General features: G+C 73.2%; 23 protein-coding genes. 7 read left to right on the forward strand and 16 right to left on the reverse strand.

The window, feature by feature from the left end:
- Positions 1-21 precede the first annotated feature (21 nt).
- Positions 22-1,446, forward strand: coding sequence for a type I glutamate--ammonia ligase (gene glnA, locus QWY29_RS10310; protein WP_300960649.1), 1,425 nt, complete (start codon positions 22-24; stop codon positions 1,444-1,446).
- Between the two features lie 109 nt (positions 1,447-1,555).
- Here glnA and QWY29_RS10315 read toward each other — a convergent pair whose 3' ends face one another.
- From QWY29_RS10315 to QWY29_RS10330, 4 genes are all read right to left on the reverse strand, one after another.
- Positions 1,556-1,828: a DUF7218 family protein gene (locus tag QWY29_RS10315; protein ID WP_300960651.1), complete on the reverse strand. Its 273-nt coding sequence runs from the start codon at positions 1,826-1,828 to the stop codon at positions 1,556-1,558.
- A 28-nt stretch (positions 1,829-1,856) separates the two neighbouring features.
- Complete coding sequence (locus tag QWY29_RS10320; protein WP_300960652.1) at positions 1,857-2,045, reverse strand: hypothetical protein; 189 nt, start codon at positions 2,043-2,045, stop codon at positions 1,857-1,859.
- A 146-nt stretch (positions 2,046-2,191) separates the two neighbouring features.
- Positions 2,192-2,461, reverse strand: coding sequence for a GlsB/YeaQ/YmgE family stress response membrane protein (locus QWY29_RS10325; RefSeq protein WP_300960653.1), 270 nt, complete (start codon positions 2,459-2,461; stop codon positions 2,192-2,194).
- A gap of 50 nt (positions 2,462-2,511) precedes the next feature.
- On the reverse strand, positions 2,512-3,036 hold the full coding sequence (locus tag QWY29_RS10330; protein ID WP_300960654.1) for a hypothetical protein: 525 nt from the start codon (positions 3,034-3,036) through the stop codon (positions 2,512-2,514).
- A 224-nt stretch (positions 3,037-3,260) separates the two neighbouring features.
- On the opposite strand from QWY29_RS10330, the gene QWY29_RS10335 reads away from it, so the two are divergent.
- Complete coding sequence (locus tag QWY29_RS10335) at positions 3,261-3,749, forward strand: cupin domain-containing protein (protein ID WP_300960655.1); 489 nt, start codon at positions 3,261-3,263, stop codon at positions 3,747-3,749.
- Positions 3,750-3,781: 32 nt separating this feature from the next.
- Here QWY29_RS10335 and QWY29_RS10340 read toward each other — a convergent pair whose 3' ends face one another.
- The 6 genes from QWY29_RS10340 to QWY29_RS10365 form a co-directional block, all read right to left on the reverse strand.
- Positions 3,782-4,321 carry a TetR/AcrR family transcriptional regulator gene (locus tag QWY29_RS10340; RefSeq protein WP_300960656.1) on the reverse strand — a complete coding sequence of 180 codons (540 nt, stop codon included), beginning with the start codon at positions 4,319-4,321 and terminating at the stop codon, positions 3,782-3,784.
- A gap of 208 nt (positions 4,322-4,529) precedes the next feature.
- Entirely contained in the window at positions 4,530-4,748 is a 219-nt protein-coding gene (locus QWY29_RS10345) for a hypothetical protein (RefSeq protein WP_300960657.1), read from the reverse strand.
- Positions 4,749-4,758: 10 nt separating this feature from the next.
- A complete protein-coding gene (locus QWY29_RS10350; RefSeq protein ID WP_300960658.1) occupies positions 4,759-6,159 on the reverse strand; it encodes a sensor histidine kinase in 1,401 nt (466 codons plus the stop codon).
- A gap of 237 nt (positions 6,160-6,396) precedes the next feature.
- Positions 6,397-7,404, reverse strand: a complete 1,008-nt coding sequence (gene dmpG / locus QWY29_RS10355) for a 4-hydroxy-2-oxovalerate aldolase (RefSeq protein ID WP_300960659.1) — start codon at positions 7,402-7,404, stop codon at positions 6,397-6,399.
- Between the two features lie 2 nt (positions 7,405-7,406).
- Positions 7,407-8,384 (reverse strand): acetaldehyde dehydrogenase (acetylating), encoded by a 978-nt coding sequence (locus tag QWY29_RS10360; RefSeq protein WP_300960661.1) that lies wholly within the window; start codon positions 8,382-8,384, stop codon positions 7,407-7,409.
- Positions 8,384-9,190 carry a 2-keto-4-pentenoate hydratase gene (locus tag QWY29_RS10365; protein ID WP_300960662.1) on the reverse strand — a complete coding sequence of 269 codons (807 nt, stop codon included), beginning with the start codon at positions 9,188-9,190 and terminating at the stop codon, positions 8,384-8,386. Before QWY29_RS10365 ends, QWY29_RS10360 begins: the two co-directional genes overlap by 1 nt.
- A gap of 130 nt (positions 9,191-9,320) precedes the next feature.
- On the opposite strand from QWY29_RS10365, the gene QWY29_RS10370 reads away from it, so the two are divergent.
- Positions 9,321-10,562, forward strand: a complete 1,242-nt coding sequence (locus QWY29_RS10370; RefSeq protein WP_300960663.1) for a flavin reductase family protein — start codon at positions 9,321-9,323, stop codon at positions 10,560-10,562.
- Between the two features lie 633 nt (positions 10,563-11,195).
- Here the strand turns inward: QWY29_RS10370 and QWY29_RS10375 are convergent.
- From QWY29_RS10375 to QWY29_RS10395, 5 genes are all read right to left on the reverse strand, one after another.
- A complete protein-coding gene (locus QWY29_RS10375) occupies positions 11,196-12,101 on the reverse strand; it encodes a VOC family protein (RefSeq protein WP_300960665.1) in 906 nt (301 codons plus the stop codon).
- Positions 12,102-12,143: 42 nt separating this feature from the next.
- Positions 12,144-13,325 (reverse strand): acyl-CoA dehydrogenase family protein, encoded by a 1,182-nt coding sequence (locus QWY29_RS10380; protein WP_300960666.1) that lies wholly within the window; start codon positions 13,323-13,325, stop codon positions 12,144-12,146.
- A 151-nt stretch (positions 13,326-13,476) separates the two neighbouring features.
- Positions 13,477-14,547 carry an ABC transporter permease gene (locus QWY29_RS10385; protein WP_300960667.1) on the reverse strand — a complete coding sequence of 357 codons (1,071 nt, stop codon included), beginning with the start codon at positions 14,545-14,547 and terminating at the stop codon, positions 13,477-13,479.
- Positions 14,540-16,078: a sugar ABC transporter ATP-binding protein gene (locus QWY29_RS10390; protein ID WP_300960668.1), complete on the reverse strand. Its 1,539-nt coding sequence runs from the start codon at positions 16,076-16,078 to the stop codon at positions 14,540-14,542. The genes QWY29_RS10385 and QWY29_RS10390 overlap by 8 nt, the downstream gene beginning before the upstream one ends.
- Positions 16,079-16,080: 2 nt before the next feature.
- On the reverse strand, positions 16,081-17,253 hold the full coding sequence (locus QWY29_RS10395; protein ID WP_300960669.1) for a sugar ABC transporter substrate-binding protein: 1,173 nt from the start codon (positions 17,251-17,253) through the stop codon (positions 16,081-16,083).
- A 255-nt stretch (positions 17,254-17,508) separates the two neighbouring features.
- On the opposite strand from QWY29_RS10395, the gene QWY29_RS10400 reads away from it, so the two are divergent.
- The 4 genes from QWY29_RS10400 to QWY29_RS10415 are packed head-to-tail and all read left to right on the forward strand — an operon-like array spanning position 17,509 to position 21,517.
- Entirely contained in the window at positions 17,509-18,786 is a 1,278-nt protein-coding gene (locus QWY29_RS10400) for a multidrug effflux MFS transporter (protein ID WP_300960670.1), read from the forward strand.
- 47 nt (positions 18,787-18,833) lie between these two features.
- Positions 18,834-20,135 (forward strand): TetR/AcrR family transcriptional regulator, encoded by a 1,302-nt coding sequence (locus QWY29_RS10405; protein ID WP_300960672.1) that lies wholly within the window; start codon positions 18,834-18,836, stop codon positions 20,133-20,135.
- On the forward strand, positions 20,132-20,674 hold the full coding sequence (locus QWY29_RS10410) for a GlcG/HbpS family heme-binding protein (RefSeq protein ID WP_300960673.1): 543 nt from the start codon (positions 20,132-20,134) through the stop codon (positions 20,672-20,674). The genes QWY29_RS10405 and QWY29_RS10410 overlap by 4 nt, the downstream gene beginning before the upstream one ends.
- 33 nt (positions 20,675-20,707) lie before the next feature.
- Positions 20,708-21,517 carry an IclR family transcriptional regulator gene (locus QWY29_RS10415; RefSeq protein WP_300960674.1) on the forward strand — a complete coding sequence of 270 codons (810 nt, stop codon included), beginning with the start codon at positions 20,708-20,710 and terminating at the stop codon, positions 21,515-21,517.
- Here QWY29_RS10415 and QWY29_RS10420 read toward each other — a convergent pair.
- Positions 21,505-22,974, reverse strand: coding sequence for an MFS transporter (locus tag QWY29_RS10420; RefSeq protein ID WP_300960675.1), 1,470 nt, complete (start codon positions 22,972-22,974; stop codon positions 21,505-21,507). The two genes, QWY29_RS10415 and QWY29_RS10420, sit on opposite strands and share 13 nt — an antisense overlap.
- Between the last annotated feature and the right edge of the window lie 10 nt (positions 22,975-22,984).

Genomic DNA, 22,984 nt, shown 5'->3' on the forward strand with positions numbered 1-22,984 from the left:
GTCGCAGCCACAGGAGGACGAATGTTCCAGAACAGCGACGAGCTGCTCGCGTACATCAAGGACGAGGGCGTCGAGATGATCGACGTCCGCTTCTGCGACCTGCCCGGCATCATGCAGCACTTCACCGTGCCGGCCGGGGCCTTCGACCAGAGCGTCTTCGAGGACGGCCTCAGCTTCGACGGCTCCTCGATCCGCGGCTTCCAGGCCATCCACGAGTCCGACATGTCGCTGTTCCCGGACCCGACCACCGCCTACCTCGACCCGTTCCGCACCGCGAAGACGCTGGTCGTGAACTTCTTCATCCACGACCCGCTCACCGGTGAGGCCTACTCCCGCGACCCGCGCAACATCGCGCGCAAGGCGATGGCCTACCTCGCGACCACGGGCATCGGCGACACGGCGTACTTCGCTCCCGAGGCGGAGTTCTACGTCTTCGACAACGTGCGCTTCGAGACCAAGGCCAATGCCGGCTACTACGAGATCAACTCCTCGGCCGGCGCCTGGAACACCGGTGACGCGTTCGAGAACGACAACCGTGGCTACAAGGTCAAGTACAAGGGCGGCTACTTCCCGGTCGCCCCGACCGACCACTTCGGCGAGCTGCGCGACGAGATGGTCATCGAGATGGAGCGGGCCGGCCTGCAGGTCGAGCGCGCCCACCACGAGGTCGGCACCGCCGGCCAGGCGGAGATCAACTACCGCTTCAGCGAGCTGCTCCAGGCCGCCGACGACGTCATGAAGTTCAAGTACATCGTCAAGAACGTCGCCTGGCGCAACGGCAAGTCCGCGACCTTCATGCCGAAGCCGATCTTCGGTGACAACGGCTCGGGCATGCACTGCCACCAGTCGATCTGGAACAACGGCGAGCCGCTCTTCTACGACGAGACCGGGTACGCCGGCCTCTCGGACATGGCGCGCTACTACATCGGCGGCATCCTCAAGCACGCGCCGTCGCTGCTCGCGTTCACGAACCCGACGGTGAACTCCTACCACCGCCTGGTCCCGGGCTTCGAGGCCCCGATCTCGCTGGTCTACTCCCAGCGCAACCGGTCGGCCTGCGTGCGCATCCCGATCACCGGCTCGAACCCGAAGGCCAAGCGCATCGAGTTCCGCTGCCCCGACCCGTCGGCGAACCCGTACCTCGCCTTCTCGGCGCTGCTGCTCGCCGGCCTCGACGGCATCAAGAACAAGATCGAGCCCGCGGCCCCGATCGACAAGGACATCTACGAGCTCCCGCCGGACGAGATGGCCGACATCGCCCAGGTGCCCACGCGCCTGGACACGGTCCTCGACTCCCTCGAGGCCGACCACGAGTTCCTCACCGCCGGCAACGTCTTCACGCCGGACCTGATCGAGACCTGGATCGACTTCAAGCGGACGCAGGAGATCGCGCCGGTCCAGGCCCGTCCTCACCCGCACGAGTTCGAGCTGTACTACGACATCTGATCCACAGGAGCGCGTAGGGCTCGAGCCCAGCGCACGAGCACGAGGGCCCCGGCATCGCCGGGGCCCTCGTTGCACCTGCGTCGGGCGTGCGAGGCGCCGACGGACGTGGTCAGTGGTTGCGGAGTGCGTCGACGAGGTCCGACTTGTTCATCTTCGAGCGGCCCTCGATGTCGAGCTCGGCCGCACGCTTGCGCAGGTCGTCGACCGACCAGTCGTCGTACGAGCCGGACTTCCCGCCCTTGCTGCCCACCTTCGAGCGCGACGAGTTGTCCGCGGCGTTCGCGATCCGGGCGGACTTCTCCTTGCTGTTCCCCTCGTCGCGGAGCTTCTCGTAGAGCTCGTCGTCCTTGACGCTCGGTCCGGGCTTCTTGTTCGCTGGCATGTCGTCCTCTCCTCGGTGGTGTGCCGGCTCAGCGGTCTTCGGAACGGTCTTCGGGATGGCGGTCGTGATGGCCGTCGGGGCGGTCGTGGGCGTGCAGGGTGGCCTGCTCGCGCAGGTCGTGCTCGATGCCCCGCGCCCGCTTGCGCTCGAAGAGCAGGATCGCCGCCGCGACGGCGAGCATCGCCACGACCGTCAGGGCCACGCTGAAGGCGTCCATGCGACTCGGAGTACCCATCCGACCCGAGGACGACAACCGGAGCGGCCCCCGGAGGCAGGACACCCCCGGGCGTCCGTGGACGTCCGGGGGTGTTCGTGGGTGTGCGTGGTGTTCGTGGTTGCGCCGAGGTGTCGCCCCGGGATCGGTCAGCGGTGGACGGGCTTCTTCTTGCCCATGAAGCCCTCGACGACGCCGATGAGCAGGACGGCGGCGATGATCGCGACCACCGCGCCGATGATGTTGAGCTCCCAGATGTCGCCCGTGCCGATGGCTGAGGCGACGATGCCGCCGATGAGCGAGCCGATGACACCGAGCACGAGGGTGCCGAGCAGGCCGAGGCTCTGCCGTCCGGGCTTGATGAGTCGCGCGAGCGCCCCGACGACGAGGCCGAAGACAAGGAATCCGATGATCGCCATGGATGGCTAGTACCCGTCCGGCCGCCTGCACACGCCCTGACCTGCCCGGATCACACCTGCGCCCGGGCGAAGAGCCTGTGCTGGTGCGCGGCGAGCAGGTGCCCGGCGGCCCGAGCACCGGTGAGCAGGGCGGACTCGATCGCCGTGAGGGCGTCGGGCTCCCCCGAGAACAGCGTCAGCGTCAGCGTCGCGTGGTCGAGCGGTGGCAGGCCGACCGCCCAGGCGGAGCGGATCCCGCGCCGTGCGGCGACCCGGCTCCAAGCCGGGTGCTGCTGGTCGAGGCGGGTGTCGGGGATGACGGCACTGATGCCGTCCGGCAGCGGCCCCAGGGCGAAGCCGCTCCCCTGCCGGTGGGCGACCTCGTCGAGGACCAGGACGTCGCGGCTCGACGCGGCCAGGCGCCGGGGGACGAGCCCCGGTCGGTGCATGCTGATGCCGGCGTGACCGGGGCCGGCGCGGGTGAGGCTGAGCTGCGCGAGCACGAAGGCGACGACGCGGGCGGCGGCCTCGTGCGGCCCGAGCGATGCGGCCACGTCGTCGGCGAGCCTGGAGAGCTCGGCGTTCCTGGCGACCACGACCACCCCGTCCTTCCGACCGCGGCGCCCCGGTGCGAGCACCGCCTCGCAGACCGTCGCACGACGTCGCCGGAGAGGCCGGCGGGGACGGCGTCGCTTACCCGAGTTTCGGTAGCGGCCGGAGGACTCCCCAGTCTGGGCGACGCGTCGGCGGCACCGCAGGCCTAGCGTCGGGCTCGCGAGTACGTGGTCGCGGGCCGCGGCCGGGAACGAGGCTAGGGATCATGGGCGACGAGGTCGTGGTGCACGAGCCGGGCTCCGGTCGGTCGACCTGGGCGATGCAGTCGCTGTTCGAGCACCTCCTCGAGCCGGGGCAGAGCTCGCTCCTGGGCGTGGCCCTGGTGACCCAGCCGCCGGGCGTGGCCACGCCGCTGCACCGGCACACCCGGGAGGCGGAGGCCTGCTACGTGCTCGATGGGGCGGTGTCCTACCAGGCAGGCGACGAGGTCTTCGAGCTGCACGGCGGCTGCTTCATCCACCTGCCCCGAGACGTCCCGCACGCCTTCCGGATCCGGGGCGACCGGCCTGCCCGGCTGCTGGTGATCACCGCTCCGTCCGGGCTGCTGCACCTGTACGACGAGGTGGGGATGCCGGCGACCGAGCGTCGCCTCCCCGGCGACGACGGTCTCAGCGTCGAGGACGAGATCGCCCGGTGGATGGAGATCGGCCCCCGGTACGGGCTGGAGCTGCTCGGTCCGCCCATCCCCGAGTAGGCCGGCCCAGGGGGTCGGCTCAGGGGGGCGGCTCAGGGCGCGGGGTCGAGGCCGAGGTAGCCGTCGACGAGCCGACGCAGGACGCAGAGCGCCTGGACGACGTCGAGCGGCGACTCGGACGGGCGACCGAGCCCGCGAGCGACGTGGAGCACGGCAGAGTCGATGGTCTCGGCCATCAGCGTGGGGTGCGGCTCGCCGAGCTCGGTTGAGGGCGGCCACCAGGGGGCCTGCAGCTCGGCGTGGAACGCGGTCATCGGCTCGCGGAGCAGGTGCGGGTCGGCCACCTCGGCGAGGGCGACCGCGACGTCCTGCTCGGCGGAGGCGAAGAGCTCGACGTTGGCGCAGATGTGGGCCCAGACCTGCTCCCCCGGCGCCTCCGCCGCGAGCACGCGGTCGCGCACCCGGCGCGCCCGCTCGGGGAACACGTCCCCGACCACCGCGGCGAGCAGCTCCTCGGAGGATGAGAAGTAGCGGTAGATGCTCGAGCGGGCCAGGCCCGCCCGCTGGGCGGTCGCGGCGAGGGTCGGCGCGGTCCGGGTCTCGGCGAGGATGGCCCGCGCGCTGTCCAGCACGGCGCGCAGCTGCTCTCGCGGTGCTCGGCCACGGTCGGTGCGCTGACGTGGGGCACGGGCCCTCCTCTCCTGGGGTCAGCGGCGCTCGGGGGTCCCGAGCCTGCCGTCGATCATCTCGTGCACCCGGTCGCAGTGGTGCAGCACGTCGTGGCCGTGGGTCACCATGATCGTCGCGACGCCGTGGGGTACGCCGCGTGGCGGCCCGCCCTCAGCGCCGGCCGAGCCGGCGGTAGGCGACCGGGCCGACCGGCTGCACCAGCGCGAGCACCGCCCACACCGGCTTGGGCCCGCGGACGGCCGAGGCCGGCCGCTTGCGCAGGTCGCGCCAGACCGAGACGGTCGCGATGCCCTCCGCGACGGCCGCCGCGACGACGAGGCGCTGCTGGGTGGGGCTCAGGTCGGACCACTTCTTCTTCGTGCGTGCCATGGACCGGATGCTAGGGCCGGCCGGCGCCGGACCCGACGGGTGGCGGCGACGGCGCGACCGCCGGCAACGTCGCGACGAACACCGCACCCGGATCCCCCGGCGCGAGGTGGAGGTCGCCTCCCTGCTCGACCATCAGGCGCCGCGCGACGTGCAGCCCGATCCCCTGCCCGGTCGACCCGGCCCGGCGCTCGCCCCACTCGAAGATCCGGCGCGCGATCGCAGCCGGGACGCCGGGACCCTCGTCGGAGACCCGGATCTCCACGGACCCGTCACCGACCAGGGTGGCGACGGTGACACCCGGGCCTCCGTGCTGGGCGGCGTTCTCGAGGAGGATGTTGACGACCTCGGCGACGTCGTCGGGCCGGCAGGTCGCCACGACACCGCCGGGCCGCCAGCGGACCACCCGGCCACGGGAGCGGTGGGCGACGAGGAGCGGCTCCAGCACGGCGTCCAGGTCGGTCGCGACCACGGCGCCCACCGGCCGGTCGTCCATCAGCCGTTGGAGCCGGGCCGCCTCGGAGTCGATCATCCGCTCGAGCGTCTGCCGGCTCCCCGCCGGCATCGTCCGCTGGGTCTGCAGGAGGTGCGAGGCGCTGGCGATCCCGGCGATGGTCGCCCCGACCTCGTGCTGGCGGGCGCGTCCCTCGCGCAGCTCCGCCTCGAGGCGCTCGAGGCGGACGTTGAGGCCAAGGACCTCCCCGCCCACCACCCGGATCAGGGCGACGGCCGCGGCGAGCAGCACGCCGGTCCCCAGCACGTCGAACAGCAGCGCCGCGACGCCGGCGGCATCGTTCGCACCGCCCGACGGGGTCAGGAACCGGCCCACCGCGAGGAGCACGATGGCTGCGCCGATCCGCGCCCGCAGGGCGACCTCCGCCCGCGGCAGGCGGGCGACCAGTCCCACGGTGAGGACGTGGGCAGCCAGGACGAGCACCGCGGCACCGTCGGCAAGGGAGCTGCCGATCGGGAGCGTCGGCAGCTCGAGCACCCAGACCCGCGCCATGACGAGCACCGCGCCCACGCCGGCACCCGCCACGAAGGGGTCCACGAGGAGCACCCGGTGCGCCGCGAGCGCGGCGATGCCGACCAGGACGGCGGCCAGCAGCAGGTCGACCCCGACGAGCCACCCCGCGTGCTGGGTGAGGGCCGACGGTCGCCCGACGCGCACCGCGGCCGTCGCGAAGCCCTGGAGGCCCACCACGACGACGCCTGCCGCGAGCCAGGCGGTCGTCGGCCGGCCGGTGATCCGCCAGCAGACGTAGATGAGGGCGCCGGCCGCCAGCACGAACGGGTGGAGGAAGAGCTCGTGGACCAGCACGAGCCGCTGCAGGTCCCGGACCCGCGGGGCCAGCCACCACAGGAGGGCGAACGGCAGCGCCACGGTCGCCGAGGCCACCAGGGACTGACCCACGGTGGACGACAGGCTCTGCGCACGGTCTCGACGCACGGCACCCCCGGTGTCCGTCGAACGGAACCGGCAGGGTCCGGGGCCGCCTTGGTGAGCACCGTCCGCGCGGTACACGCGCGCCGCCCCGAGCAGCGCGCGTCGCTCGTGGACGGCACCGCCGACTGTACGCCGCCGACACGTCCGCGGCGACGAACGTGGAGAGGTCCGTGCCCGGAGCCCGCGGGCCGCGACGACCGGCCGTCAGGCGGCCTGCAGCCCGAGGGCGATGTCGACGATCATGTCCTCCTGGCCACCGACGAGCCGGCGACGACCGCACTCCATCAGGATCTGCCGCACGTCGACCCCGTAGCGCTCGGCGGCGGCCTCGGCGTGGCGCAGGAAGCTGGAGTAGACCCCGGCGTACCCCAGCGTGAGGGTCTCCCGGTCCACGCGGACCGGCCGGTCCTGGAGCGGACGGACGAGGTCGTCGGCGGCGTCCTGGAGCGCGAAGAGGTCGCAGCCGTGCTCGAAGCCGGACAGGTCGGCGACGGCGATGAACGCCTCGAGCGGGCAGTTGCCCGCGCCGGCGCCGTGGCCGGCGAGCGAGGCGTCCACGCGGCGCACGCCGTGCTCGACCGCGACGACGGAGTTGGCGACCGAGAGCGAGAGGTTCTCGTGGGCGTGGATGCCGATCTCGGTGTCGGCGTCGAGGACGTCGCGGTAGGCGCGGACACGCGCGGCGACGTCGTTCATCGTCAGCCGACCGCCGGAGTCGGTCACGTAGACGCACTGCGCGCCGTAGGACTCCATCAGCCGCGCCTGCTGCGCGAGCTCCTCGGGGCCCGACATGTGGGAGAGCATCAGGAACCCCGAGACGTCCATGCCGAGCTCGCGGGCGGCGGCGATGTGCTGGGCCGACACGTCCGCCTCGGTGCAGTGGGTGGCGACCCGCACCGAGCGCACACCGAGGTCGTAGGCGCGCCGCAGCTCGTGGATGGTGCCGACGCCGGGCAGCAGCAGCGTGGTCAGCCGGGCCCGCTCCAGCACCGAGGCGGCCGCCTCGATCCATGCCCAGTCGGTGTGGGAGCCGGGGCCGTAGTTGAGCGAGGAGCCGGCGAGACCGTCGCCGTGGGCGACCTCGATGGCGTCGACACCGGCGGCGTCGAGGGCGCGGACGATGCGCTGGACGTCGTCGGGGGTGATGCGGTGCCGCACGGCGTGCATGCCGTCGCGCAGCGTGACGTCCTGGACGAAGATCGGGGTGCTCATGGTCAGAGGCCTGCCTTCGCGACGGTGGTGGAGGCTGCGATCCGCTCGGCGACCTGGAGGGCGGCGGAGGTCATGATGTCGAGGTTCCCGGCGTACGCCGGGAGGTAGTGCGCAGCGCCCTCGACCTCGAGGAACACCGACACCTGGTGCGTGGGGCGGGCCGCTCCCCCGTCCGCCCCGCCGACGAGCGTCGTCAAGGGCTGGTCGGCGGGGACGGCGGTGATCTGCACCTGCTGCTTGAGCCGGTAGCCGGGCACGTACGCCGCCACGTCGGCGACCATCTTCTCCACCGAGCCGCGGATCTCCTCGTGGGTCGCGGGGTCGGGCGCCTCGACGAGGGCGAGGACCGTGTCGCGCATGATCAGGGGCGGCTCGGCCGGGTTGAGGATGATGATCGCCTTGCCGGCCGCGGCGCCGCCGACCTCGACGATCGCCGCGGAGGTGGTCTCGGTGAACTCGTCGATGTTCGCGCGCGTCCCGGGCCCGGCCGACCGTGACGCGATGGACGCCACGATCTCGGCGTACGCCACCGGCACCACGCGGGCGACGGCGGCGACGATCGGGATCGTGGCCTGGCCGCCGCAGGTCACCATGTTGACGTTCGGCGCGTCGAGGTGGTCGTCGAGGTTGACCGCCGGCACGACGTAGGGCCCGATGGCGGCGGGGGTCAGGTCGACCATCCGCTTGCCCAACGGCTCGAGGAGAGCCGCGTTGTGCTGGTGGGCCTTGGCCGAGGTGGCGTCGAAGACGATCTCGATGTCCGCGAACCCCGGCAGGTTGATCAGCCCCTGCACGCCCTCGTGGGTGGTCGGGACGCCGAACCGCTCGGCCCGGGCCAGCCCGTCGGAGGCCGGGTCGATCCCGACCATCGCGCCCATCTCGAGGTGCTTGCTGGTGCGCATCACCTTGATCATCAGGTCGGTGCCGATGTTGCCGGACCCGATGATCGCGACCTTGGTGCGCGGCTCGTGCTGGGTCATCACTGCTCCCCGTAGGTGAAGGAGACCGACCCGAGGCCGGTCACGGTGGCGCGGACGCGGTGGCCCGGCTCGATCGGACGCATCGGGCCGAGCGCCCCGGACAGGACGACCTGGCCGGCCCGCAGCGGGTCGCCGAGCTCCCGGGCCTGCCGCGCGAGCCAGCCCAGTGCCGCGAGCGGGTCGCCGAGGCAGGCGGCACCCGAGCCCTCGGAGACGAGCTCGCCGTCGATGGTCATCGACATGACCACCTCACGCGGCTCGAACGCGTCGAGGCGCACCCGCTCGGGGCCGAGGACGTAGGCGCCCGACGAGGCGTTGTCTGCGACGGTGTCGGCGAAGCTGATGTCCCACCCCGCGACGCGGCTGCCGCAGATCTCGATCGCAGCGACGGCGTGGTCGACCGCGCGGCGTACCTGGGGGAGGTCGAGCGCGCCGACCTCGAGGTCCTCGCCCAGCACGAAGGCGATCTCGGCCTCGGCGCGGGGCTGGAGCACCGAGCCGGCAGGGACGACGTCACCACCGTGGTGCTCCATGTCGTGGAGGAGCACACCGAAGTCGGGCTGGTCCACGCCGAGCTGCACCTGCACGGCGGCCGAGGTGAGGCCGATCTTGCGGCCGACGACTCGGGCCCCGGAGGCGACGCGGGCTGCGACGAGGCGCTGCTGCACGGCGTACGCCGCGTGGACGTCGTCGGGTCCGATCAGGTCGCGGACCGGTGCGCAGGGCACGCCGGTGCGCGCCGCGTCGAGCAGCCGGTCAGCGGCGGCGTCGAGCTGCGCCTCGGGGGCGAGGAGGGGGTTGGCCATGCCGGGAGCCTCACCGGACGGTCCCTCCCGGCACCAGCGTCGCGTGCCGGTGGTCGGAACTGCGAGGGGTGTGCCGAGGGGCGGCATGGACCTCTTGAGCGACCGCCCGCGGCAGGCGCACGGTGCGGCCATGGAGACAGCGGACCGCACTGCGATCGACCCGGCCCACTACCGGGAGGTCATGGGCCACTACCCCACCGGCGTGGCCGTGGTGACCGGCACCGTGGACGGCGAGCCGGTCGGCATGGTCGTCGGCACGTTCAGCAGCGTCTCCATCGACCCGCCGCTCGTCGCGTTCATGCCGCAGGTCGGGTCGCGCACGTGGGACCGGTTGGCCGGCGCTGACGCCCTGTGCATCAACGTCCTGGCCCACGACCAGCTCGCGCTGTGCCGGACGATGGCGGTGCCGAAGCCCGACAAGTTCGACGAGGTCGCGTGGCACCTCTCCCCCGCCGGCGCACCGGTGCTCGACGACGCGGTCGCCCACGTGCACTGCCGCCAGGAGTCGGTCGTCCCGGCCGGGGACCACTGGATCGTGCTGTGCGCGGTCGACGCGATGGAGGTGACCCGGCCGGCGACCCCGCTGCTGTTCTTCCAGGGCGGGTACGGCGGGTTCTCCCCCGCCGGCATGGCCGCCCGCGGCGACTGCGAGCTGATCACCGCCGTGCGGCTCGGCGACCGCGCCCGCTCCCAGGTCGAGCGGCTGGCGGCGTCCCTGGGCTGCGAGGCTGCCGCGCTGGTCGCGGTCAGCCACGACGAGCTGACCACGGCCGTGAGCGCCTACGGCGGCAGCGCGACGATGGTCGAGCCGCTGGGCCAACGGATCCCGCTCATCCCCCCGATCGGCGAGGCGTACGTCGCGGGCGCCGCCCCCGAGGTCGTCGAGCGCTGGCTCGCGAAGGTCACGCCGAACGACCCCGATCTCGTCGACTGCTACCGACGCCGCCTGGCCACCGTCGCCGCCAACGGCGTCGCGCTGAGCATGGTCGGACCCGGCGCCCGCGCCGACTACGACCGGATGCACGAAGCACTGGCGGAGTACGCCTCCGGCGAGCTCACCCCCGCCCGCGAGCGTGCCGTCCGCGCCGTCCTCGCCCAGACCCGCCACTTCTTCGACGACGTGGAGGTCCTGCCCGACGAGACGTACGACGTCGGCGCGGTCGTCGTCCCCGTCCACGGTCCCGACTCCCGGGTCGCGATGGTGCTGCGCGCCACCCAGCTCCCCGCCGGCGTCCCCGGCCGCGTCGTCAACGCCTGGATCGACACGGTCCGCACCGCCGCGCGCTGCGTCGAGCGGGACCTCGCCACCGGCGGCGGCGCGGACCGTGCCTCCGACTACCGGGCTTGGTACGAGGCCGACTTCCCGATGTGAGTCGTCCCCGCCGCGAGGCGAGCGGCGAGGGCAGACCAGACGTTGAGCGAGCGACGTGCCGATGTGCTCACCACCATCGACCAGAGCGCGGTGCGTGCTTGCCTGCTCTGTCCGCGCCCAGTCTTCAGGGCTGGCTCGACAGCCGTCGCCGGACGGGACAAAGGGGACCCGCCGAGTCGCCGCCAGGCGGCGCCGAGGGTCCCGAACGCGCGTTGCTCCCGTCCGGCGACGGCCATCCCCCGCCAACTGGTGAGGATCGTGCCTGCGCCACCGGAAAATGGTGACTACCGACGCCGCCAGCCGGAGGCTGGGACGGCTAGTCGAGGGCCCGACAGCTCCTAGCCCGTGCTGCGGCGACCCTGTCGCGACTGGGCTCGTCGTCCCCACCTCAGTTGGTGTCAACCGTGCGCTGCCCATCGCGCTCGCCCCGGCTGCAACGCACCTACGCCACATCTCGCGGTTCCAGCGCCGACCCGGCGCAGGGCGCGGCACCCCGGCGCAGCTTGAGGATCGTCGACGCCCCGGCGGCCAGAGCAGCGCGCGTTCCCGGCGATCGGTCGGTCCCGAGCGGGCGCACGAACGACTGCTGCCCCGGACGCGACCCGTCCGGGGCAGCAGCGAGGGAGCCGGGGGCTACTCGGCCAGGGGGTGCACGATGCCCGGGGGCCGGTTCTTGGCCTCGGGGTCGAGCTTGTGGCCCCAGATGGCGGCGGCGCCGTACGTGTAGGGCACCCAGTCCTCGTTGACCTCGATGCCGTCGAAGCCGACCTCGACGTTGAACAGCGACGGGGTGGCGCAGTAGAAGCTGAACGTCTTGTCGTTCGTGTGGCGGCCCAGGCTGAGGGTGATCGGCACGTCGTACTCGTCGAGCATGTCGTAGGCCGAGCCGACGTCGTCGATCGACCTCATCTGCAGCATGAGGTGGTTGAAGACCGCGACGCCGGGCGGGCACTGGCCGAGCGCGAGCGTGTGGTGGCGCTCGTTGACGTGGTAGAACCGCGCGTTCAGCTGGCCGGGCACGATGATCTTGTCCGAGAGCTTGAAGCCCAGGACGTCGTGGAAGAACCGGTGGCCGGCCTCGATGTCGGGCATCATCAGCAGCACGTGACCCAGGCCCTGGGTGCCGGTGACGAACCCGGAGATGGCGCGGCCGGGGCGGAACGTCGAGGGGTAGAAGTGCTGGCCCCAGGTGACCTCGTGCGGGAAGCCCCACGGGTCGGTGAAGGTGATCAGCTGGTTGACCGAGCGGGCCTCCGCGAGCTCGGTGGAGCCGCGCTCGGCGACCACCCCGGCGGCGGCGAGCCGCTCGAGGACGACGTCGAGGTCCTCCTCGTGGTCCACGGCCCAGCCGAAGTACGCGACCGAGTCCTCCTCGGCGGGGTGGATCTGGAGGCGCCAGGCGGCGTCGTCGACGCGCAGGCGCACCGAGCCGTCCGGGCCGTCCTCCGCGAGCTCGGCGCCGAGGAACCCGGCGCCGAACCTGCGCCAGTCCTCCGAACGGGGCGAGCTCACCCCGAGGTAGGCGAGCGAAGTGATCATTCGTGCTTCTCCTGTGTGTGAGGTGGTGCGGGTCCGGACGGGTCAGACGAAGAGGGCCGGGCTGGCCTCGCCACCGAGGTCGTCGGTCGACCAACCGGTGTAGACGTTCTCGGCGACGTTGCAGATGTGGCTGAGGCCGACCTGCAGGTCGCGCCAGTAGCGCTCGTTGGCGAAGTCCTTGCGGATGCCGCTCGCGCCGCTGATCTTGAACAGCCGGTCGACGGCGTCCGCGGCCCGCCGCGAGGCGCGGACCTGGTCACGGCGGAAGGTCAGCCGCTGGGCGCGGGTGATCTCCCCGCCCTTGGTGACGTGCTCCTGCAGCTCGACGGCGGAGGTGAGCAGGTGGCAGCGGCTGGCGGCGATGTCGGCTGCCGCCTCGGCGTACGTCGTCAGCTGGGTCGGGTCGGTCCGGCCGACGATGCCGTCGGCGGAGACGCGGCCGGCGAGGTAGTCGCGGTAGGCCGCGAGCGCGCCCTGGGCGATGCCCTGGGTGGCGGCCGCGACGGCCGCGGAGAACACCACGGGGAACTTCAGCTGGTAGAGCGGCTTGCCCTCCTGCCGGTGCTCGTAGCCGCCGGCCGACATGGTGGCCGCCTCGACGACGCGGTGGTCGGGGATGAAGACGTCGGTCATCCGGACGTCCTTGGAGCCGGTGCCGAGCAGCCCCATGACGTTCCAGGAGTCCTCGACGATCTCGTAGTCCGAGCGCGGGATGACGAAGTGGCGCACGTCCGGCGGCATGCCCGGCTGTCCGTCCTCCCCCACGACGATGCCGCCGAGGATGACCCAGCCGGCGTGGTCGGTGCCGGTCGAGTAGGGCCACTGCCCGGTGAAGAGGAAACCGCCGTCGACCCGGGTCGCGCGGCCGATCGGGGCGTACGGCGACGCGGTCCAGGTGTCCTGGTCCTCGCCCCAGATCTCCTCCTGCATCCGCGGGTCCATCATCGCGATCTCCCACGGGTGCACGCCCACGACGCCGGCGACCCAGCCGGCCGACGGTGACGCCGCACCGACCGACATCGCGGCCTCCAGGAAGTCCGCGAGGGTGGCCTCGTGGCCGCCGTGCTCGACGGGCTGGAGCAGCCGGACCAGGCCCGACTCCTTCATCGCCTCGACGGTGCGGTCGGTCAGCCGGCCCAGCTCGTCGCTGGGGACCGCCTCCTCGCGCAGGACGTCGGCGGCCTTGTGGACCTTCTCCACGACCTCGTGCATGGGGTTCCTCATCTCTGGAGCGCGGCGCGTGCCGCGAGTTCGGGGGTGAGCGCCGGCGTTTCCGTAACGATCACTACAGATGACGCTAGGCACGTGTGACCTGGGCCACCACCGCTGCGTGCCGGGGACCGGCACGCACCGACGGACGGGGTACGCCGTCGGGTCAGCGCGCGCGGGAGCGGTCGCGGACGACCTTCGCCAGCGCGACGGCGACGACGAGGCCCGCGCCGTAGAAGACGTTCTGGATCCACCCGGCGTACCCGAGCAGCTGCAGGCCGAAGATGCCGGTGGTCAGGAAGTAGATCGCCACCATCGTGCCGATCGGGTTGAACGCACCCGGCTGCACCACGGCGGTGCCGAGGAACACTGCGGCCAGGGCCGGCAGCAGGTAGCTGTTCGAGGTCGAGGAGTCGAAGCCGCCGACCGTCGCGACCAGCACCAGGCCGGCCAGGCCGGCGAGCAGGCCGGCGGTGACGTAGGCGCCGAAGCGGACGCGCTGCACCCGGATGCCGGCGAGGCGGGCGACCTCGGCGTTGGCGCCGACGAAGACCATCGAGCGCCCGAGCGGGGTCCAGGCCAGGACGTAGGCGATGAGGACGGCCAGCGCGATGCCGTACCAGAACGACACGGGCATCCCGAGGACGTCGCCGATCGCGATCTTCGCCAGGCCGGGGCTGCTGACCGAGACGATGGTGGACCCGGAGACCATCTGCGCGACACCGGTCAGCAGCGTCGCCATGCCGAGGGTGACGACGAACGACGAGACGTCGAGCACCACGACGAAGAACGCGTTGACCGCGCCGGCCAGGACGGCCGCGCCGACACCGATCAGGCAGGCCGGGACGATGTGCATGCCGTGCACGCCGGCGAGCACCGGGATGACGGTGGCGGTGATGCCCATCATCGCCGCGACCGAGAGGTCGAACTCCCCCACCACGAGCGTGACCAGGGCCGACATCGCCAGGAAGACCAGCACCTGCTGGGAGCCGAAGATCGAGGAGAACGTCCCGCTCGTGCCGAAGGTGTCCGGCACCTGGGAGTAGAAGTAGAGCGCCATGAGCGCCCAGACGCCGATCAGGGCGTACTTCGAGGCGGCGGTGCGCAGCAGGCCGGCGCCGCCGCGGCGGGGCCTCTCCCCCTGGGCGGGGGCGGGGGCGACCACGCCGTCGTCGGCGAGGATCCGCTGCGAGGTCTCGTCGTCGCTGACGAGGTGGTCGACGGTGGTCTCAGGCATGGGTGGCTCCGGTGGTGGTGGGGACGTTGTAGACGGCCTCGAGCAGCACGTCGGGGTCGTCGGTGTGCAGCTCGCGCGGCTCGAGGCCGGGGTGCAGCACGAGGACCCGGTCGCAGATCTCGACGAGGTCGGTGGGCTCGGTGCTGACCAGCAGCACGCCCCGCCCGGCGGCGGCCGCGTCGCCGATCGCCCGCAGCAGGTCGGCCCTCGCGCCGACGTCGACGGCCTGGGTCGGTTCGTGCAGCACGAGCAGGTCCGGGTCGGTGGAGAGCCACTTGGCGAAGAGGACCTTCTGCTGGTTGCCGCCGCTGAGCTCCTTGACCAGGTCGTCGCCGGAGCGCGCCTTGATCCCCAGGCGCCGCACCGCGTCGTCGGTCAGCTCGGCCTGCCACCCGCGCCGCACCAGCCACGGGCTGCCACGCCGGCGCAGGCTCGGCAGCGCGAGGTTGTCGCGGACGCTGAGGTCGACGGCGAGCCCGTCGCGCACCCGCCGCTCGGGCACGAGCGCGATCCCGGCCCGCAGGGTCTCCGACACCGACGCCCGGGTCAGGTCGACCCGGCCCGTGGGGGTCGTGACCGTGCCGGTGCGGGCGCGGGTGGCGCCGGCGAGGAGGTACGGCACCTTCTCGAAGCCCGTGCCCGGGAGGCCGGTCAGGCCAACCACCTCGCCGCGGCGGACCGTGATCGAGACCGGCCGGCCGTCGACCTCGAGGTCGGCGACCTCCGCGGCCGGGCCATCCGGGAGCGGGTCGACCGACGGCACCCGGGTGACCGCGTCGACGGTCTTGCCGAGCATCAGCCGGGCCAGGTCGGCCTCGGTGAGCTCGTCGGTCGGCAGCCCGGCGCCGGCCACCCGGCCGTCGCGCAGCACCGTGACCCGCTGGCTGGTGGTCAGCACCTCCTCGAGGTTATGGCTGACCATCAGCACCGCCGTGCCGGAGTCCACCACGCGCCGGAGCAGGTCGTGGATGCGGGCGAGGTCCTCGCGCGGCAGGGCCCGGGTGGCCTCGTCGAGCACCATCAGTCCCTCGCCCGGCACCGTGCCGCGCAGTGCCCGTGCGATCGCGACGCCGGCCCGGTGCGCCGGGGCCAGGTCGGCGACGAGCGTGCGGGGGTGGACCGGGATCTCGAGCCGCTCGAGGATCCCCGCAGCGACCTCGTCCTGGCGGCGCCAGTCGATGCGGCCGGTCAGCCGCTTGCGGGCGAAGCCGCCGATGCCGACGTTCTCGCTGACGGTCAGGTGGTCCAGCAGGCCCATGTCCTGGTGGACCACGGACACGCCGGCGGCCTGGGCCGCCCGCCACTGGACGGGCAGCGCGAGCGGCCGACCGTCCACCTCGAGGGTCATCCCGCTGTCGGGCGCGTGGTAGCCGGTGAGGATCTTCACCAGCGTCGACTTGCCCGACCCGTTCTGGCCCACGAGGGAGTGGATCTCCCCCGGCTGGACGACCAGGTGGGCGTCCTCCAGCACCGTGCTGGGGCCGAAGGTCTTGCTGGCGCCGCGGGCCTCCAGCCGAGGGGTCGAGGTCATCGTCAGCTCACGCCCCACGCCTTCAGGAAGACGTCCTTGAAGCGGTCGTCGCCGAACCAGTCGGGCGTGAAGTAGGCGTCGTCGGTGAGCTCGAGGTCGGCGACGTTCTCCGCGGTGAAGTCGCGGGTGACCATCGCGTCGGCCGGCTGCACCTCGTCACCGGCGAGCAGCTGCATCAGGCCGTTGGCGTACTTCCAGCCCTCGTAGACCACCGGGGTGCCGAGGTCGGAGGCCTGCTGGCCGTCGCGCACCCGCTGGAGGCCGGCGAGGTCGGAGCTGGAGGAGAAGACCTGGACCTGGTCGGCCTTGCCGGAGCTCTGCAGGCCCTGCATGGCCGGCGGCACGAAGCTGTCGACCGGCACGATCATCGCGTTGGTGTCGGGGTTGGCGACCATCGCGGCGCTGACCGCGGAGGGCAGCTTGTCGAGGTTGGCGGTGGTGAAGTCCGCCGTCGCGACGCCGCAGGTCGGGCACAGCTCCTTGAACGTCGCGACGCCCTGGTCGCTGGCGCCCCGGGTGGTCGTGGAGTCCATCAGCCGCAGCCACAGCACGTTGGTGTCCTCCCCGCCCTGGGCGAGCGCGGACATCGACATGGCGTCGTACAGCTGGCCCACGCGACCGGTGTTGTCGTAGAAGGCCAGGGTGTCGTCGGACTCGCGGCCGCCGGTCGGCTCCACGCCGCCGATGAGCACCGGGACGCCCTTGTCGGCGAGCGCGTCGAACGCGGTGCCGGCCATCGCGTAGTCGATGAACAGCGAGACGACCGCGTCGGCACCCTGGTCGCCGGCCTGCTTGAGGCAGTCGGCCACCGCGGTCGGGGTGAACTTGCCGTCGCAGATGCTGGCGGTCGCGCCGACCGCCTCCATCGCGTCCTGGATGCCGACGGCGACGCCGTGGATGACCGGGATGTTGTCGCCCAGCGGGATGACGGTGATCTTCTTGCCCGCCATGTCCGGCGTCGAGGACAGCGCCGGCTCCTCGGGGTACTCCGTGACCTCGCCGCGCATGGCCGCGACGGCCTCCTCGGCCTTCGCGATGCCGCTCGCGCTGTCCTCCGCGCTGCCGCCGGTGTCGGCCTTGACGCTGTCCTGCGCGCAGGCGCCGAGCATGCCCACGAGTGCCGCGGACGCGAGCAGCGCCGCGCCTCGTCGAGCGGTCTGACGATGAGGTGACATGGGACTTCCTTCTGCCGTGCGGGGCCCGCGGGCCGCCGGTGGTCTGCCGGGATGGCTGGTGGTGACTGGTGGTGGCTGGTGCCGGGTGGTGAGGTCCGAGACGTGCCGACCATGGGCCGTCGTGGCATGCGTCACACAGCGCCGTGTGCCGCTCTGCGGACCGGGGCGGGACCAGCACTGGACCGGGGCGGCTGCCGTGCCGCGGACAGGCACACCGCCGTCGTACGCCGCCGGGCCGCCCGCCACGATGCAGCCGTGACCGCCACCTCCCGCGACGACCGCGCCGGCGCCGTCGAGGCCGCCGGGTCCTCCCCCGGGTCCTCACCCGAGACCGCTCCCGAGCTCTCCCGGGGCGTCCTGGTGACCCTCGGCGCGCTGACGGCCGTCGCGCCGCTGGTCACCGACCTCTACCTGCCCGGCCTCCCCGACCTGGCCAGCTCGCTCGGCACCTCCGACGCCATGGCGCAGCTGACCATGTCGGTCTGCCTGGTCGGGCTCGCGCTCGGCCAGCTGGTCGCCGGCCCGCTGAGCGACCGGGTCGGACGGATGCGTCCGCTGCGGTGGGGCGTGCTGGTGCTGGCCGTGACGTCGTTCCTGTGTGCGGTCGCCGGCGACGTCGGCGTCCTGCTGGTGCTGCGGCTGGTCCAGGGGCTCGCCGGGGCCGCCGCGATGGTCGTGGCCCGCGCGATCGTGCGCGACGTCTACGACGGGGCGCGCGCCGCGAAGGTCTTCTCCGAGCTCATGCTCGTCATGGGTCTGGCGCCGGTGCTCGGGCCGCTGCTCGGCGGGCAGCTGCTCGCGCTGACCGACTGGCGCGGCATCTTCGTCTTCCTCGGCCTCGTCGGGCTGCTGCTGCTCGCGGCCTGCGTCATGGTGCTCCACGAGACCCGGCCGCCGGTCGCCCGCACCGCCGCCCCGGTGCGCCGCCGTGCGCTGCGCCGGCTGCTCGCCGACGCCCGCTTCCGGGGCTTCCTGGTCGTCAGCGCGCTCCTCGGCGTCGTGCTGTTCGGCTACATCTCCATGAGCTCGTTCGTGCTGCGCGGCGACTACGGCCTGGGACCGGTGGCCTACGCCTGGGTCTTCGGCGCGAACGCCGCCGGCATGGTCGTCGGCAGCCAGGTCAGCGCCCGGCTGGTCGGCCGACTGGGGCCGGCGTACCTCCTGCGCTGCGGGCTCACGCTCGTCGCGGGCGCGTCGACCGCGGCGTTCGTGCTGCTCACGGTGCACGCGCCGCTGGGCCTGGTCGTCGTGCCGCTGTGGCTGGTGCTCGCCGGCCTCGGCATGTCACTGGGCAACAGCACGGCCCTCGCGCTGGTCCCCCACGCCGCCGACGCCGGGTCGGCATCGGCGCTGCTGGGCGCCAGCCAGTTCCTGCTCGGCGCCGCGGTGCCGCCGCTGGTCTCCGCCGGCGGCGTCTCGGGCGGGCTCATGGGCGCGACGATGGCCGTGGCCGGCCTGTGCGCCCTCCTCGCGCTCGTGGTGGTCGTCACCCCGCGCCTCACCGTCGACGCCCGGCCGCCGGGCGCTCACTAGACTCGGTCACCGCCGCGGCGCGGCGGTGACCCGATGGAAGCGGAGCCATGGCACGCAAGACGACCCGTCAGCACTCGCAGGGCGAGGCGTCCCGGCGCGCGATCCTCGAGGCGACCCTCCGCATCGCCGGTGAGCGGGGGTACGTCGGCACCACGATGGCCCTGGTCACCAAGGCCAGCAGCCTGCCCGCGAGCTCGGTCTACTGGCACTTCGGCAACAAGGACGAGCTGCTCGCCGACGCGCTCGACCACGGGTACACCCGGTTCACCGACGAGCACCCCCGCTGGACCGACCTGGACCCGACGCAGCCGCTCCTCGACGAGGTGCTGCGCCAGCTGTCCGCGACCAGCCGCGCGCTCGACGACGAGCCCGGCTTCTGGCGCATGGGCCTGCTGCTCGCCCTCGAGACCGGCCCGAGCGTCGGCGCCGAGCCGCGCGACCGGTTCCTCCGGGTGCGCGCGCAGGCCCTCACCCGGCTCACGGCCTGGTGGACCCGCGCGCTCGGCGACGCCGACCCCACCGGCACCCACGCACGCACCCTCGCCCAGCTGACGCTCTCCAGCACCGACGGGCTCTTCCTCGCCCACCAGTCCGACACCGACGAGGACCTCACCCCCCTCGTCCACGCCCTGGCGCACGGCCTGGCCGCCGCCGCGCAGCACCTGCTCGCCGACGACGGCCAGCCGCGCTCGCGCCGCACCGGCCGACGCGTGCCGCCGGTGCGCCTGGTGGTCGCCGAGCCCGACTCCGGTCGCGAACGGCTGCTGCGCGCCGCCGCCGACGTCGCCGGCGAGAGCGGCTACGACGGCGCCACGATCTCCCGCATCTGCAAGCAGGCCGGCCTGCCCGCCAGCTCGCTCTACTGGCACTTCAAGGACAAGGACGACCTGCTCGCTGCCGCGATCGAGCACTCCTACCAGGAGTGGTACGTCGCGCAGCCGGCCTGGCTGCCGCCCACCCCGGGCACCGCCTGGCAGGACGAGCTGCGCGACCACTTCCGGGTCAGCCTCCGCAGCCTCGCCGATCGTCCGATCTTCCTGCGCCTGGGCCACCTGCTGCTCCTCCTGCAGCGCGACGACCCGCCGGCGGCCCGCGCCCGCTTCGTCGGAGTGCGCCGGCAGGCCCGCATGGTCCAGGAGCAGTGGTTCGCCCACGTCCTCGGCGACGGGGCGCGCGAGGGCACCTCCGACGCGCTCGCGCTGCTGGCCATGGCGCTCTCCGATGGCCTGTTCTTCTCCTACCAGCTCGACGAGACCACCTGGGACGCCGAGGTCTTCACCGAGCTCGTGGTCACGATGCTCGACGCTGCCGCCGCCTCGCCCGCGGCCTCCTCGTCGGGCACGCGGTGACCGGTCTCGACCGGGCCGCGGCGGAGGCCGCGGTCGTCGCCGCGCTCGCCGCCGCCCGGGCCGACGGCCTGGCGGTCAGCGTGGCCGTCGTCGACGAGCGCGGGGCCGACCTGGTCGTGGTCCGCGACGACGGCGCGGCCTGGTTCACCCCCGGTGTCGCACGCGCCAAGGCGGCCACCTCGGCGGCCATGCGTGCCCCGACGGCCGCCCTCGGCGAGCTGCGCGCGGCGTACCCCGAGCTGGCGGACCTCGTCGACGACCAGCTCCCCCACCGCTTCACGACCCTGCCCGGCGGCGTACCGCTGGTCCTCGGCGGCCGCCACGTCGGCGCGGTAGCCGTCAGCGGCGCCCACCCGGACCAGGACGTCGCCTGCGCCGAGGCCGCCGCCCGCGCGCTCGCCTGGCGACCTCGCTCTCCCGCCCATCCTGGAGCGATCGATACGTGCTGCCGGGGCGTTTGTCGACGCTCATCGGCAAATTCCACGCGAACCCCTGGACTTCTCTGTATCGATCACTACAGTGAGTCACACCACAAGTGATCGCGGTCACCGACCGCGTGGCAGGAGGAACGCATGACCGGCACGCTGGCACCCGAGGCTCCCCACCGCGCGATCGAGGGCGGCACCGACGTCGAGGCCGAGAAGCAGGCGACCCCGTCGGTCATGAAGGCGCTGCAGCTGCTCGACGCGTTCCGCGGCGCCGGCCCCACGCTCGGCGTCAGCGAGATCGCCCGCCGCGCCGGTGTGCCGAAGTCCACCGCGTTCCGGCTCCTCACCCACCTCGAGCAGGGTGGGTACGTCGAGCGGATCGGCCGCGACTACTGCTTGGGCCGCCACCTCTTCGAGCTCGGCAACAGCGTCCCGATCTGCCGTCCCCGCGGCCTGCGCGACGTCGCGGCCCCGCACCTCGGCCAGCTGCTCGTGCGTACCCAGCGACTGGTCAACCTCGCCGTCCTCGAGGGCACCGAGGTGGTCTACCTGGAGAAGATCCACGGCCAGGACCCGCTGCAGGTCGCCAGCACCGTCGGCGGCCGGATGCCGGCCAGCTGCTCGGCCCTCGGCAAGGCGATGCTGGCCTTTAACGGCCGGGACGCCATCCGTGCCGTCCTCGAGGGCGGGCTCGTCCGGCGCACCCGCTACTCCGTCGCCGACCCGGCCCGCTTCCTCCAGGAGCTCTCGCGGGTGCACGCCGAGGGCGTCGCCTACGACCGGGAGGAGATCCAGCTGGGTCTCGTCTGCGTCGCCGCCCCCGTCCTCGGACCCGACGGCCGCGCCGTCGCCGCCGTCTCCGCCTCCGGCCCCGCCACCCGCTTCAACCCCGCCACCGTCGTCGCCGAGGTCCGGCGCACCGCGGACGCCATCGCCCGCGACTACCGCGGCTGACCCTCCTGGTCGCCCGCCCTGGAACGGGGGTGGGCGGTGGCGGTGACGGCGGTGGCGGTGACGGCGGCGCCGGCGACGACCAGGACGGCGAAGAGACCCAGCAGCACCTGGTAGCCCGCGACGATGCCGTCGACGTCAGCGGGCGAGAGCGAGGCAGGCTCGCCGGAGACGAAGGACTCGGCAGCCTCCGGTCCGACGAAGACGACCGCCAGCGCGAGCGCAGCCGCGGTGGCCAGCGCCAGGCTGGTGCTCTGCAGGGTGACGCGCACGGCGTTGACGCTGCCCGCGCGCTCGGGCGCGACGCCGCGCATGATCGCGCTGACGTTGAGCGGGTGGAAGACCCCGGTGCCGAGGCCGACGAGCAGGAGCCCGACGGTGAACGCGCCGTCGCGCGGCGCCGCTGCTCCCCCCGCGACCGCCCACCCCAGCACCGCGAGGCCGACGACGGACACGGCCGCGGCGGCCAGGCTGGTGCGCAGCTCGCCGCGGCGGCGGGCCAGGCGGTCGGCGACCAGCGCACCGACGGTGAGCCCGGCCGCAGCCACGGTGACGTGCCCCGCGGCCTCGAGCGCGGTGGTCCCGCGCAGGCCCTGGAACCACAGCCCGGCGGCGACCACGATGCCCAGTCGCGGCGAGGAGACCAGGAAGCCGGCCAGCAGCCCGCGGGCGAACGCGCGGTCGGCCTCGAGCACCGGTCCCAGCACCGGGTGCGGCACCAGTCGCTGCACCCGCCACAGCACCGGCAGGAGCAGCAGGCCGCCGGCGAGCCCACCGAGCACCCACGGGTCGACCCAGCCGCGGTCGGGCGCGAGCGTGATCGCGCCGAGCACCAGCACGAGCACCAGGGCGGCGAGCAGGTTCCCCGGCACGTCGACCCGCAGGCGCTCGCGCGGCGGCTGCGGCAGCCGGCCGAGCGCGCGGTGCGCCCACACCAGCGTGAGAAGGCAGATCGGCACGCTGCACGCGAAGAGGTAGCGCCAGCCGACGGTCGCGGTCACCAGCCCGCCGGCGGCCGGGCCCGCGACCTGCGCGATCGAGAAGCCGGCGAGGTAGACACCCATGGCCCGCCCGAGCAGCCGCCCGGGGAAGACCACGACGAGCACCGAGACCGCGTTGCACAACAGCATCGCCGCACCGATCCCCTGGACGCCGCGCAGCACGACCAGCGCGGGCACACCCTGGACCAGGCCGAGGGCGGCGCTGGTGAGGGTGAAGACGCCGAGGCCCGCGAGGAACATCCGGCGCCGGTCGACGCCGTCGGCGACCTGGCCCATCGCGAGCATCGAGGCGGTGTTGGTCAGCAGGTACGCCGTGAGCGCCCAGCCGGTGCCGGCGGCGGTCGCGTCGAGGTCGGCGGCGATGCTCGGCAGCGCGATCGTGAGCATCGTCGAGCTCAGCGAGATGACGACGGTCGCGAGGAAGACGACCGCCAGCACGTGGTACGCGCCGGCGGGCACGTCATCCGCC

Origin of the sequence: Nocardioides abyssi (assembly GCF_030412915.1) — a bacterium.
Lineage (GTDB): Bacteria > Actinomycetota > Actinomycetes > Propionibacteriales > Nocardioidaceae > Nocardioides > Nocardioides abyssi.